Below are 13,115 nucleotides of genomic sequence, written 5' to 3' on the forward strand. Positions count from 1 at the left end.
TGAAAAGCTGGGCGCCGATGGGGGAGGCCGGGATGATGCTGTGGCGGCAGCTGACCGAGCAGATGGGGAAGGCCGGAAAGACGACATGAGATCATGACCGTAATGGGCAGGGACACGATCTTCGCTGTATCGAGTGGCGCACCGCCGGCGGGCATTGCCATCATCCGGATCAGCGGCCCTGCAGCAGGAACGATCCTCGCGGCCGTTGCGGGAGTTTTGCCGGCTCCGCGGCTGGCGACGCTACGCCGCTTGCGCGACCGCGACGGTGCGCTGATCGATCAGGCACTGATCCTGTGGTTTCCGGGTCCTGCCACGGTCAGCGGCGAGGATCTGGCCGAGCTGCATCTGCATGGCGGACGAGCCGTCGTTGCAAGGATGCTGGCTGTCCTGTCCGAGATCCCCATGGCGCGGGCGGCGGAGGCTGGCGAGTTTACCCGACGTGCGTTCCTGAACGGCCGGATCGACCTGCTGGAGGCGGAGGCGCTCGGTGACCTGCTATCGGCCGAAACCGAGTATCAGCGCAGGGCGGCGCTGGCGATGGCCGATGGCACGTTGGGACGAATCATCGACCCGTGCCGGCAAACGGCGCTTCGGCTGGCGGCCTTGGTCGAGGCGAGCCTTGACTTTGGCGATGAGGATGATGTTGCCGCTGCGCGCGTCGACATAGCGGCTGAGGCGCGCACGCTGGCCCGAACGATCACCGACACGCTGGCCGCTCCATCGGTCGAACGCTTGCGAGACGGCATCGTCGTCGTTCTCGCGGGGCCACCCAATGCCGGGAAGTCCAGCCTCTTGAACGCCCTTGTTCAAAGGGATGCGGCCATCGTGTCCCCGCTGCCGGGTACGACCCGCGACGTCGTGGACGTCCCGGTGACCATCGCAGGTGTGCCCTTCCTGTTCTCGGACACCGCCGGGCTTCGCGAGAGTGAGGAATTGGTCGAACGGATCGGTATCGATCGCGCGCGGGATCGTATAGCGCGGACAGACCTCCTGCTCTGGCTCGGTGATGAGCCGCCGCCATCACATCCTAACACGGCATGGCTGTTTCCACGCCGCGACATCCGGCTGCATGAGGCGATCCCCAATGACAGGATGGCCATCTCTACTGTGACGGGGGAGGGTATGGATGCTCTCGGGCACTGGCTGCGCGCGCGTGCTACGCTGTTGCTGCCGCAGCCCGACGGTGTCGCTTTGTCACGCCGTCAGCGACAAGAGCTTGCGCTTGCCGCGGCGGCCGCGGACGATGCCGCATCGATCACGGACCTCGTGTTGCAAGCAGAAGCGTTGCGCCGGCTATGCGCCGCGTTTGATCGGCTGACCGGCAAGGCGGGTTTTGAGGATGTGCTGGACGTGATATTCGGGCAATTCTGCTTGGGGAAATGATGTTCCACGTGGAACATATCAGCGGTCGTGCAAAGCGCCGCCTGAACGGCTATATCAGCTCTCATGAATCAGCATTATAACGTTGTGGTGGTCGGTGGCGGCCATGCAGGATGTGAAGCTGCCGCTGCCGCTGCCCGGTTGGGCGCCTCGGTCGCTCTGGTCACGATGCGTGCCGACCGGATCGGCGCGATGTCGTGCAACCCCGCAATCGGCGGGATCGGCAAAGGTCATATCGTTCGCGAAGTCGATGCCTGGGATGGTATCATGGCACAGGCGGCCGATGCCGCCGCGATCCATTACCGGATGCTCAATCGCAGCAAGGGCGTGGCGGTTCAAGGTCCACGGATCCAGGCCGATCGTGTCAGATATGCCGCTGCGGTTCAGGCGATGTTGCGGGGCTATCGAAATCTCGCCATCCTAGAAGCCGATGTTGTCGGCCTGCTCATAGAACGTGGGCAGATCGTCGGGTTGAATACCAGGACGGGCTGCATCGCGACGACGTCGGTCGTGCTCGCGACCGGAACGTTCCTGAACGGCGTGTTGCACACCGGCTTGCAATCGGAACTTGGTGGTCGCGTAGGGGAGGCATCGGCGACGGTCCTCGGCGAGCAGCTCCGTGGCTTGGACCTGCCCATGGGCCGGCTTAAGACGGGCACGCCGCCAAGGCTCGACGGTCGCACCATCGACTGGGCAGCCTTGGAGCAGCAAGCAAGCGACACTGACCCTTGGACGATGTCCCCTGCTTCAGGAGCGCGCATCCTCCCTCAGCTGCACTGTGCCGTCACGCGAACCAACGCCGCCACGCATGACATCATCCGTGGGGCGCTGGACCAGTCGCCATTGTTCTCGGGGCGCATAACCGGATCAGGCCCGCGTTATTGTCCTTCGATCGAGGACAAGGTGCACCGCTTCGGGGACCGCGACGGGCATCAGATCTTTCTGGAGCCGGAGGGGCTCGACACGGCCGCCATCTACCCCAACGGGATATCGACATCCTTGCCGCTTGGGGCCCAACGGGCGTTTCTGCGGACCATTGCGGGCCTCCAAGCGGTCGAGATCCTGGAAGCAGGGTACGCCGTCGAGTACGACTATATCGATCCTCGCGCGCTGGATGCCAGCCTGGCGTTGGGAGCATTGCCCGGCCTGTTCCTCGCTGGACAAATCAACGGAACCACCGGTTACGAAGAGGCCGCGGGGCAGGGGCTGGTCGCCGGATTGAATGCGGCCGCGCGGGCGCTGGGAACGGGACCGATATTCTTCGATCGAACCGAAAGCTATATCGGGGTCATGATCGATGATCTGACGCTTCAGGGGATCACCGAACCCTATCGCATGCTGACCGCCCGCGCTGATAATCGACTGCACTTGCGTGCGGACAATGCGGAAAGAAGGCTGACACTGCACGCGATCGCGGTCGGTGCCGTTCGCGCGGAGCGACGCGCGGCCTTTGCCGCGCGGCAAAGGCTCAGGGATACTGGTCGCGTGGCGCTCGATGCCGCGATCGGATCTCCGGCGCGGGCCGTACAGATCAAGAAAGCCTTTTCCGCACCCGAGCCAGCAGAAGCCGTTCTTCGGGAGGTCCCGGAACTATCACAAGTGCCGATGCCGATCGTTGCCGAGGTCGTGGCCGATCAGCTGTACGCGCCTTATGTCGAGCGACAGCGCGCGGAGGCCGGCCGTCTCCTTGGGGGCATCAATCTCGCTCTGGATAGCATTGCTTATGACCAGATAGCCGGGCTGTCGCTGGAGATGGTTGAACGGCTGCAGCATGCACGCCCAGCGGATTTGAAGGCCGCGTCGCGCATTCGCGGTATTACGCCGGCGGCGTTGACGGCTATCTTGGTCGAGGCGCGCCGCGCGGCATGAGTGTTCCACGTGAAACACAAGAGCGACTACAGCGCTATGCAGCCTTGGTGCGAAGCGAGGCTCTGAACCAGAACCTCGTGTCAGCGTCGAGCCTCGAACATTTCGAAACGCGACACCTGGATGACTCGGCGCAACTTCTCGACCATGCTCCCGGCGGTCGATGGCTCGACATCGGATCCGGGGCAGGGCTACCGGGGATTGTTCTCGCAATCCTTGGCGCGCACGTTCGGCTGGTCGAGAGCCGTCGCCTCCGCAGTGATTTTCTGGCCGCGGTGATCCAGGATCTTGATCTCGGCGATCGGGCTACGCTCCACGCGGGTCGCATTGAAACCATGCCGACCGAACGCTTTGACAGGATCACGGCCCGAGCCTACGCGCCCCTGCCGAAACTCTTTGCGACCGCGGTCCGCTTTTCCGCTGCCGATACCGTCTGGGTTCTGCCGAAAGGCCGCACCGCAATCACCGAACTGGCGGACGCCCGCGCAACATGGCAAGGTCGGTTTAACTTGGTCCCCAGCAGGACGGATGCCGACGCCGCGATCATCATCGCCTCCGATGTTCGCCCTACGGAAAGGAAGCCGCGATGATCCGGATAGCCGTAGCGAATCAGAAGGGCGGCGTGGGCAAGACCACCACGGCCATCAACATTGCTACGGCGCTCGCCGCGGCGGGCTGGCGCGTGCTGCTGATCGACTTCGATCCTCAGGGAAATGCATCGACCGGGCTTGGCGTGCAGCAGCAGGAGCGCAACGCATCGAGTTACGAGGTACTGCGCGGCGACAGCAGCCTGGTCGATGCCGCGATTCCAACCAGGGTGCCGCGGCTGGACCTTGTCCCTGCAACCGTTGACCTCTCGGGTGCCGAGATCGAACTGATCGACTTCGAACATCGCACGCATCGGTTGGATACCGCGATCAATATGGCCCAGCCCGGGCGCTGGGACGTTTGCCTGATCGATTGTCCGCCGTCACTGGGACTGCTCACGATCAATGCCCTTGTCGCGGCGCGACTGCTTCTTGTCCCCCTTCAGTGCGAATTCTTCGCTCTGGAAGGGTTGAGCCAGTTGCTGCAGACGTTCGAGCGGATCCGCGCCCGGTTCAATCCCGGCCTGTCAATCCTCGGCGTGGCGCTCACCATGTATGATCGTCGCAACCGCTTGTCCGAACAGGTTGCACAGGATGTCCGCGCCTGTCTGGGTGGCGTCGTGTTCGACACGGTCATTCCGCGCAACGTGCGCCTGTCGGAGGCGCCGAGCCACGGGCTGCCCGCCTTGATCTACGATCATCGCTGTTCGGGGTCCGAAGCTTATATCGCGCTTGCCAGAGAGTTGATTGGGCGACTGCCGGCCCCGGCGCAGGCCGCGTGAAGGAACGATGATGAGCAGCGACGGCATCCATATCCGAAAGCGTCCGGCTGGCCTGGGCCGCGGGCTCTCCGCCCTGCTGGGGGAGGTCGACCGCGAGGCACCGGTGGCGGCGGATGGCGTGCGCCCCCTGGGTGTTCAGTCCGTGGCGGTCGCCGCCATCCATCCGCATCCAGGACAACCGCGCCGCCATTTCGACGAGGCGTCGCTCGACGAACTGGCGGAGTCGATCGCAGCGCGCGGCGTGCTCCAGCCGATTTTGGTGCGGCCCTTTGATCGTGGATATCAGATCATCGCCGGAGAACGGCGGTGGCGGGCGGCACAGCGTGCTCAGCTTCATGAAGTGCCGGTCATCATCCGGGCGTTCAACGATATCGAAACGCTGGAAGTCGCCCTGATCGAGAACATCCAGCGTCAGGACCTCAATGTCATTGAGGAGGCCGAAGCCTATCAGCGCCTGATGGCCGAATATGGCCATAGCCAGGAAGCGCTGGGCAAGCTCGTCAACAAGTCACGGAGCCATGTCGCCAATCTGATGCGGCTGCTGGATCTTCCGGAGCCGGTGCGTGCCGATGTTTCCGCTGGCCTCCTGTCGATGGGCCACGCGCGGGCGCTGGTTACCGCCGAAAACCCGGTCAGCCTGGCGCGGGAGGTATTGGACCGCGGGCTTTCGGTCCGCGAAACCGAACAGCTGGCGCGGACGGCAAAGCCACAACGGCCGCCAAAGCCGGCCCCAACCGCTTCGGAGCCCGACGCCGATATCGCCGCGTTGCAGCGGCAGCTGGGTGATCTGCTTGGGTTGAAGGTCGCCATCGTTCATGGTCAGGACGGCGGCAGCGTGACGCTGCGCTATTCCACCCTCGATCAGCTCGACATGGTGTGCCAGCGCCTGAGTGGTGAACTGATCTGATCCGGCCGGCTCACGCGCGTCGGCGTGCTTGCCGGCCGATCGCAAACAGGACTTCCCCAAGCCCGGCCGCCCCGGTCGTTCGGGTGGATTTCACGTCGCGTTCCGCTTGCGCCAGACGTTCTGCCGCACGCGCCAGTGCCGTGGGAGCCCAGCGCGCAAGCTGTCCGGCCACAATGCCGCGTTCCTTGTAGAAAATCGCCTTTCCGGCACCGGCCATAACCTGGTCGACGCTCGCGCCGCGTGCCACATCGGCGCGGAGCCCGGAGAGCAGCAGCGTCCGCCGTAGCAGCGAGCGCAGGACCGGGACGGCCTCGGTCGCACCATCCAGCCTGCCCAGCGCAGCGTCCAAGGTCGCGAGATCGCCATCAAATGTTGCATTGACCAGCGCATTGACATCGCTCCCCTCCGCATCCGCCGAGAGGGCCTCGAACGCCGTCATGTCCAGCACCACAAGCCGGTCCGGGGCGGCATCCAGATACAGCGCGAACTTCTCGATCTCGCGCGACAACAGCGCACGGTTGCCACCGCATGCCGAGGCCAGCGCCTGCGCCACCTCCGGGTCGATCCGCAACCCTTCGGCTGCGGCCATGGTGATCGCGATCCGATCGGCCTCCACACCTTCGGGCGGGTAGGAGATGCAGGTCAATATGTCCGGATGCGCGGTCGCCAGCTTGACCAGCTTGGCATCCTTGCGCAGCGCACCGGCCACGACGATCACCGGGTTCCCGGCGGCGGGTGCCTGCATCAACGTCTCCGCCGCCTCGATCATGTCGTCCCCGGCGGGCTCGACGCGGATATAACGGCGATCACCGAACAGCGACATCGCCGCTGCTTCGTCGGACAAGCGCGCCGGATCGGCCTTCAACCCGGCACCGCTCAGGTCGATCCGCTCCGCGCCCGGCATGGCCCTTCCCAGCCGCGCGGCCAGATCACGCGACCCGGACTCGTCAGGGCCATAGAGCAGGAACATGCGGACGGCGGGGTCCGGCTTGTCCAGCGCCCGTTCCATCTGGGGGCGCTTGAGGATCACCGGGGGGGAGCCACCGCCGCACCCGACCGTCGCGCATACAGCGCCAATCGCGCTACGATCTGGTCGGCTATATCTTTCGATAGCCGCTCCAACGCGGTCTGTTCGGCCGCGATCAGCGCATATTCTGAACTGACCACGTCGATCCCGGCATCGGAACTGGCGGTCGCGTCCAGCAACACCGTACCCGCTGCGCTGTCGACCAGCCGGTAGCGCGCACGCAACGTCCGCCGCTCGCGCGTGACCGACTGGTCGCTGCGGATACCGAATCCCGTGATCTGGTCATCCAGTTCGACTTCCAGCCGCCGTGCGGCGCTGGGCCCGCCGGTCAGCCGATCCGTAAGCGCACCCTGCATCAGATAACCCGTCTTGCCGGCGATCGGCGCGACCGCGATTTCGCCCAGCGCGGTTGCGACCGGACCGCTCCCGCCACCGCCGTAAACCGGGCGCAGATCGCAACCGGCCAATAGCCCGAGCGCAAGCAGGGCAGGGGTGAGTCGCCGCATCATGCGACGATGTTCACGAGCCGGCCCGGCACGACGATGATCTTGCGTGGGCTTGCCCCTTCCAGTTGACGGATCACCTTGTCCGACGCCATCGCCATCGCTTCCAGCATCGCCCTGTCGGCATCCTTGGGCGCCGCCAGTGTATGGCGAAGCTTGCCGTTGACCTGCACCGCGATTGTTACGACGTCATCGATCAGCAACGCCGGATCGACGGTGGGCCAGGCGGCGTCCGCCACCAGCCCGTCGCCGCCCAGCCGCTCCCAGGCTTCCTCCGCCAGGTGGGGCACCATCGGCGCCACCAGCCGAACCAGGGTTTCGACCGCCGCCGTTCGGGATGCCGAGGGCCCGGCCTTGTCGAGCGCGTTGGTCAGTTCGTAGAGTTTCGCCACCGCCTTGTTGAACGACAGCGCCTCGATATCCTCCGCAATGCCCGCCGTCGCGCGCGCGACCCGCCTGTCAAGTTCGGCGTCGGACCCGGCCAATGCCGCGTCATTCGGCGCGGTCAATCGCCACAGCCGCTGCACGAAGCGCCACGCACCTTCGATCCCCGCCTCGCTCCACGGCAGGTCGCGTTCCGGCGGGCTGTCGGACAGCATGAACCACCGCACCGCATCCGCGCCATATTGGTCGACGATCGGCCCCGGATCGATCGTGTTCTTCTTGGACTTGGACATCTTCTCGATACGGCCGACGATGACGGGCATCCCCGTTTCGCGTTCGACGACGCTGTCGTCGCGGCGTTCGATCTCGTCCGGCGACAGCCACTTCGGCACGACCAGCATCTCACCGCTTTCCGTGCGTTCCTCGACACGCATTGAATACGTCTCGTGCGTCACCATCCCCTGCGTGAACAGCCCCGCAAAGGGTTCCGCAACATCCAGCCGACCGATCCGATGCAGCGCCCGCGTCCAGAACCGTGCATAGAGCAGGTGCAGGATCGCATGTTCGACGCCGCCAATATACTGCCCGACCGGCAACCATTGCTCCGCCACCGCCTTGTCGAAGGGCTTGTCCTTCGGCTGGCTGGCGAAACGGATGAAATACCAGGACGAATCGACGAACGTGTCGAGCGTATCGGTCTCGCGCCGCCCGGGTTGCCCGCACCCCGGGCATGCGACATGTTTCCATGTCGGATGGCGGTCCAGCGGATTGCCGGGCACATCGAACGCCACATCCTCCGGCAGCACCACGGGCAGCTGCGCCACCGGAACCGGAACGACGCCGCAGGCATCACAATGCACGATCGGGATCGGCGTACCCCAATAGCGCTGGCGCGAGACGCCCCAGTCGCGCAGCCGCCAGATCGTGGTGCCTTCGCCCCACCCATCGGCCTCCGCGCGCGCGATCACGGCCGCCTTGGCAGCCTCGACCAGCATGCCGTCCAGAAACCGGGAATGCACCAGTACGCCTGGCGCGCTGTCGGCCTCGTCCTGGATCGGCGCGTCGGCCTCGGCGGGGGAGGGCGCCACCACCCGCGTCACCGGCAGCTGATATTTGCGTGCGAAATCCAGGTCGCGCTGATCATGCGCCGGCACGCCGAACACCGCGCCCGTACCATAATCCATCAGCACGAAATTGGCGACGAACAGCGGCAGCGTCCAGTCGGGATCGAACGGATGCACGACGCGAAGGCCGGTGTCATAGCCCATCTTCTCCGCGGTCTCGATCTCGGCGGCGGCGGTGCCGGTGCGCTTGCAGGCGGCAATGAAATCGACCAGCGCCGGATTACCCGCCGCCAGCGCTTGCGCGATCGGATGATCCGCAGCGATCGCAGCAAAGCTCGCGCCGAAGATCGTGTCGGGCCGGGTGGTGAACACCTCCAGCATGGCATGGCCGGGCAGGGGGTCGCGGATCGCGAACCGGAATTTCAACCCACGGCTCTTGCCGATCCAATTCTCCTGCATCGTCCGGACCTTGGCCGGCCACTGGTCTAGCCCGCCCAACCCGGCGAGCAGCTCGTCCGCGAAATCGGTGATCCGCAGGAACCACTGGTTCAGCTTGCGCCGCTCGACCAGCGCACCCGACCGCCAGCCGCGACCGTCGATCACCTGTTCATTGGCCAGCACGGTGTGATCGACCGGGTCCCAGTTGACCGAGCTTTCCTTCCGATAGACCAGGCCATGCGCGAACAGGTCGAGGAACAGCGCCTGTTCCTGCCCGTAATAATCGGGTTCGCAGGTCGCCAGTTCGCGGCTCCAATCGAGTGCGAAGCCCAGCCGCTTCAGCTGCGCGCGCATGTCGGCGATGTTGGCTCGGGTCCACGCGCCGGGATGAACGCCCTTTTCCATCGCGGCATTTTCCGCCGGCATGCCGAACGCGTCCCACCCCATCGGGTGCAACACTTCGTGCCCGGTCATCCGGCGATAGCGCGCCAGGACGTCGCCCATCGTATAATTGCGGACATGCCCCATGTGGATGCGCCCCGATGGATAGGGGAACATCTCCAGCACATAGCTTTTCGGTTTCGGGCTGGCATCGTCCGCCTGAAACGTGCCGCGTTCCTCCCACACCGCCTGCCACCGTGGATCGGCCGCAAGCGCGTTGAACCGCACCGGTTGGACAGGGCCAGGCGACGGCGCGGGATCGGCCGGCAGTGTCATGACGCGGTCCTCAGCCGGCAACGGCGGTGCGGCGCAGGTCGCGGGCCTTGGTGAGGATCACTTCCTCCAGCTTCTGGACGGTGGCCGCCTGCACCGGCGCCTCGGTCCATCGCCCACCCTGGTAGACTTCCCGCGATGCAGCGACGCGCAACGCATCGGCGCGCAGGTCTTGGTCGAGGATCGACACCGTCACTTTCATCCGTTCGGACGGCAGCGCGGGATTCTGATACCAATCGGTCACGATCACGCCACCGTTGGAATCCACCTGTCCCATGGGCATGAACGACAATGTGTCCAGCGCGGCCCGCCACAGATAGCTGTTCACGCCGATGGTGGTCACCCGCGACGGTGCCATTTCCGCGGTTGGACGTCCCTTGTTGCCGCCGCCGCAGGCTGACAACGCCGTGACAAGTCCCAGGATGAGCGCGGAGCGAAACAGACGCATGACGAAACCTCGAAGGCAGCAGGGGCAACACCGTCGAAGGACGGCCTGATCCCACGCGTTATAGGGCCTGGGCCAAGCCCCGCAAGCATGCGACACGATCCCGCCATGCGCGACGATTGTGGGGTTCGTGCAACAGCCGCGACGATAATACCAATCGCGGGTGGCAGGCTGCAACTGCTCCATGCTATTCATGTTTCTCGGGGTGGAGGACCAGAAGCGTCGTGGCAGCGAATCGCGCCATTAATGGGGTGTTGGGAGCGGTAACGGCGCTCGTCCTCATCGCGTCCGCTGTCCCGCCCGCCGATGCGGCCACGCGCCCGGTCCGCCGGCGGCTGTCAGGGGCATCCGGTATCTCCTTGCCATCGGCCAGCGGTATCGGATCTTTCACGCCGGCGGCGGCCGATCCGCGCCGCGCCGCGCTGGCCAGCATCACCGGCCTCAACAGCAGCGGGTTCCGCTTCACGCCGTCCACGGCACCCGGCAGCCGCCGGGCGGTGACCATCGCTGTGCGCGCCCGCGCCGCGAACGCCCGGATCGAAGCGCAACGCGCCGGCATCATCACGAACGTCGCGAATCTCGCGCTGGCGCCGTCGGCCTATAATCTCGGTGTCTCGGTCGGTTGGAAGAAGTTCGCCTTGTCGGGCGATTTTGCGAAGACCGAAGGCAATCTGCTGCCGATCGACAATGAGGCGATCGACCTCGGGCTCAGCTATTCGGGTCGCAAGTGGAGCACGCGCCTACAACTTGGTGCCGATCGCGCGCTGGGGCAGCGTCCGGCACTGATCGGGGCGGATCAAAGCTACTCGGTCGATCTCGGCGGCGCCTATTCGCTGACCCGCAATCTCGATCTGGCCGGTGGCCTGCGCTACAAGACGCAACGTGACCGTATCGATGCAGTTGCCGATCAGCGGCGCGACAGCCAGGCGATCTATATCGGCACCGCGTTCCGCTTCTGATCCCCGTTCCACCGTTCACAGGAACGCGTCGATCCCCGCCCAGCCATGAATACCAAAGCCGCGCAGGCTGCGCGCGGCGACGGTATCCATCCCGCCCAGTGCCACCACCGGAACGCGTGACCGGCGGGCCAGCAATCCGAACCGCACCCGCCCCAATGTCCGCGTGCCGGGGTGCGACCGGGTGGCGAACAGCGGCGACAACAGCACCAGGTCCGCCGCCATCCGCCCCGCACGTTGAATCTCCTGCGCATTGTGCGCGGCGATCGTGCGCAGCGGCGTCCGCCCGGGCGCCGCGCCATGCACGCCGTCCGCCCGCCATCCCCGCGCCATCGCCGGGCTGCCCGCCAGGATCAGCACCAGACCCCGCGCCCGCGCTACCCGCCGGACACGATCGAACAGCATTCGCCGTCCGGGCACGCCATGATGGCGGAAAATCACGCCGGCGCCGCGCGGCAGTCGGTCGAGCGCGTGCCATAATCCATCGCCCATGCGCGGGTCGGTCATCATGAAGACGGTCGGCAGGCGGGCGTGGCGTGGTCGCATGCATCGCCCTATAGCGACGGACGATGACCCAGGACATGCCTCCCGCCGCGCGCCTCGCCGATGCCACCACCCGGATCGCGCGCGCCGTCGCCCTGCGCCCCGCCGGTAACCCGGTCACGGTGATCGCCGTCAGCAAGACGCGAAGCGTCGAGGAGATCGCGCCCCTGCTCGACGCCGGCCACCGCGCCTTTGGCGAGAATCGGGTGCAGGAGGCGGAGTCGAAGTGGCCGGCGCTGCGCGACGCCTATCCCGGCACTGCCCTGCACCTCGTGGGGCAATTGCAATCGAACAAGGCCGATGCCGCCGTCGCGCTGTTCGATGCGATCCATAGTGTCGATCGCCCGTCGCTCGTTGCTGCGCTCGCCCGCGCGATGGATCGGTCGGGCCGCCGCCCCGACTGTTTCCTGCAGGTCAATATCGGCGAAGAGGCGCAGAAGGGTGGCTGCGCCATTGCCGATCTTCCCGCCTTGCTTGATCAGGCGCGTGGTGCCGGACTGCCCGTCGCAGGTCTGATGGCGGTGCCGCCGGCCGGGGTCGAAGCAGCGCCTTATTTCGCTCTGCTCGCCAAACTCGCCCGCGACCACGGCCTGACCGGGCTCAGCATGGGCATGTCCGAAGACTATGAAACGGCCGTCCAGATCGGCGCCACCCACGTCCGCATCGGGACCGCACTATTCGGGGCGCGGGCGTGAGCGGGATTGGGCGTCACGAGAAGTGTTTGCGTTCGTGATCGGCATGGCCGTCAAGCTGCGATAACGGACTTAAGATCATCTCCATACGTTCCACGGGAAACCTCTGCCGCCCTCACTGATGCAAAACTTAAAAGTTTTGCATCAGCACGGCGACGCAAACGGCCGGTCGGCTGACGCTCCATTGTCGCCGTTGATGGCCCGGGTGGCGCTCCCTGCAAGCGGGCGTTAGCCTTCACCAATGAGTGAAGAACGATTCTCTGGAATGACGCTGAACGAGCGGCTCTTTGCTGCGGGATTGCTTCCGGCCTTTGACGAAGCTCTGGCAAGCCGTGATCGTGTTGCTCTGGCGGAAATGCTCACTGCCGTGGACACGAATCCGGGTCTGGCAAACGCGCTACTTGGCGAGGGCTACGAATGTTGGTTCTGCGGCAGCGGCATCTCGCGCGAGCATACCGACGCGCTTCATTTAGGTCTAAGCAACCTGTGGAACGACGCCATAGCAGCGCCGACGCAGACAATTTACGCGCACTTCGACTGCGCTCACAAACGTATGCGGGGCGCAAAAATGGAAATTGAGCGGGAGACCTTCTCGCTGGATGAGGCCGATACCTGAAGGGCCGCTCCCTGCCAGTTTTCGCGTCCCTGATGCGAAAATCACAGGTTCTGCATCAATCACGAAACAGCCCAAAGGCGGGTACTTAGGCGATGCACAAAACCGATGCACCATCGATGGCACGGCTTCTGTGACGTTTCGGAGAAACGGCCCGGCATTTGCGGCCCACGTTCACTGACCACGATTAACTGGACGGAAGCCAAATAGACTG

Annotated in this window: 13 protein-coding genes; 8 read left to right on the top strand and 5 right to left on the bottom strand. The window is 65.2% G+C overall.

Annotated elements, in window-relative coordinates; all coding sequences use genetic code 11:
* Positions 1-93 precede the first annotated feature (93 nt).
* The 5 genes from mnmE to VF649_RS09120 all read left to right on the top strand — a co-directional run bounded on the left by mnmE (position 94) and on the right by VF649_RS09120 (position 5,522).
* Entirely contained in the window at positions 94-1,383 is a 1,290-nt protein-coding gene (gene mnmE, locus VF649_RS09100) for a tRNA uridine-5-carboxymethylaminomethyl(34) synthesis GTPase MnmE (RefSeq protein WP_331011644.1), read from the top strand.
* A gap of 63 nt (positions 1,384-1,446) precedes the next feature.
* On the top strand, positions 1,447-3,249 hold the full coding sequence (mnmG, locus tag VF649_RS09105) for a tRNA uridine-5-carboxymethylaminomethyl(34) synthesis enzyme MnmG (RefSeq protein WP_331011645.1): 1,803 nt from the start codon (positions 1,447-1,449) through the stop codon (positions 3,247-3,249).
* Complete coding sequence (locus tag VF649_RS09110) at positions 3,246-3,836, top strand: 16S rRNA (guanine(527)-N(7))-methyltransferase RsmG (RefSeq protein WP_331011646.1); 591 nt, start codon at positions 3,246-3,248, stop codon at positions 3,834-3,836. Before mnmG ends, VF649_RS09110 begins: the two co-directional genes overlap by 4 nt.
* Positions 3,833-4,615 carry a ParA family protein gene (locus tag VF649_RS09115; protein WP_331011647.1) on the top strand — a complete coding sequence of 261 codons (783 nt, stop codon included), beginning with the start codon at positions 3,833-3,835 and terminating at the stop codon, positions 4,613-4,615. The genes VF649_RS09110 and VF649_RS09115 overlap by 4 nt, the downstream gene beginning before the upstream one ends.
* 10 nt (positions 4,616-4,625) lie before the next feature.
* Positions 4,626-5,522, top strand: coding sequence for a ParB/RepB/Spo0J family partition protein (locus VF649_RS09120; protein ID WP_331011648.1), 897 nt, complete (start codon positions 4,626-4,628; stop codon positions 5,520-5,522).
* A 10-nt stretch (positions 5,523-5,532) separates the two neighbouring features.
* Here VF649_RS09120 and holA read toward each other — a convergent pair whose 3' ends face one another.
* Genes holA through VF649_RS09140 form a run of 4 tightly spaced genes read right to left on the bottom strand, consistent with a single transcriptional unit; the run spans position 5,533 to position 10,100 of the window.
* Positions 5,533-6,531 carry a DNA polymerase III subunit delta gene (holA, locus tag VF649_RS09125; protein WP_331011649.1) on the bottom strand — a complete coding sequence of 333 codons (999 nt, stop codon included), beginning with the start codon at positions 6,529-6,531 and terminating at the stop codon, positions 5,533-5,535.
* A gap of 17 nt (positions 6,532-6,548) precedes the next feature.
* On the bottom strand, positions 6,549-7,055 hold the full coding sequence (gene lptE, locus VF649_RS09130) for an LPS assembly lipoprotein LptE (RefSeq protein WP_331011650.1): 507 nt from the start codon (positions 7,053-7,055) through the stop codon (positions 6,549-6,551).
* Entirely contained in the window at positions 7,055-9,655 is a 2,601-nt protein-coding gene (leuS, locus tag VF649_RS09135; protein ID WP_331011651.1) for a leucine--tRNA ligase, read from the bottom strand. The genes lptE and leuS overlap by 1 nt, the downstream gene beginning before the upstream one ends.
* 10 nt (positions 9,656-9,665) lie before the next feature.
* A complete protein-coding gene (locus tag VF649_RS09140) occupies positions 9,666-10,100 on the bottom strand; it encodes a DUF3576 domain-containing protein (RefSeq protein WP_331011652.1) in 435 nt (144 codons plus the stop codon).
* A gap of 221 nt (positions 10,101-10,321) precedes the next feature.
* Here VF649_RS09140 and VF649_RS09145 point away from each other — a divergent pair, with 221 nt between their 5' ends.
* Positions 10,322-11,056: a porin gene (locus VF649_RS09145; protein ID WP_331011653.1), complete on the top strand. Its 735-nt coding sequence runs from the start codon at positions 10,322-10,324 to the stop codon at positions 11,054-11,056.
* A 15-nt stretch (positions 11,057-11,071) separates the two neighbouring features.
* Here the strand turns inward: VF649_RS09145 and VF649_RS09150 are convergent, their stop codons facing one another.
* Positions 11,072-11,599, bottom strand: a complete 528-nt coding sequence (locus VF649_RS09150) for a thiamine phosphate synthase (protein WP_331011654.1) — start codon at positions 11,597-11,599, stop codon at positions 11,072-11,074.
* Positions 11,600-11,622: 23 nt separating this feature from the next.
* On the opposite strand from VF649_RS09150, the gene VF649_RS09155 reads away from it, so the two are divergent.
* Both VF649_RS09155 and VF649_RS09160 read left to right on the top strand, forming a co-directional pair.
* Positions 11,623-12,291, top strand: a complete 669-nt coding sequence (locus VF649_RS09155) for a YggS family pyridoxal phosphate-dependent enzyme (RefSeq protein WP_331011655.1) — start codon at positions 11,623-11,625, stop codon at positions 12,289-12,291.
* Positions 12,292-12,553: 262 nt separating this feature from the next.
* Positions 12,554-12,904: a hypothetical protein gene (locus tag VF649_RS09160; RefSeq protein WP_331011656.1), complete on the top strand. Its 351-nt coding sequence runs from the start codon at positions 12,554-12,556 to the stop codon at positions 12,902-12,904.
* The last annotated feature ends 211 nt before the right edge of the window (positions 12,905-13,115 follow it).

Origin of the sequence: Sphingomonas sp. (genome assembly GCF_036387535.1) — a bacterium.
Classification (GTDB): Bacteria; Pseudomonadota; Alphaproteobacteria; order Sphingomonadales; family Sphingomonadaceae; genus Sphingomonas_R.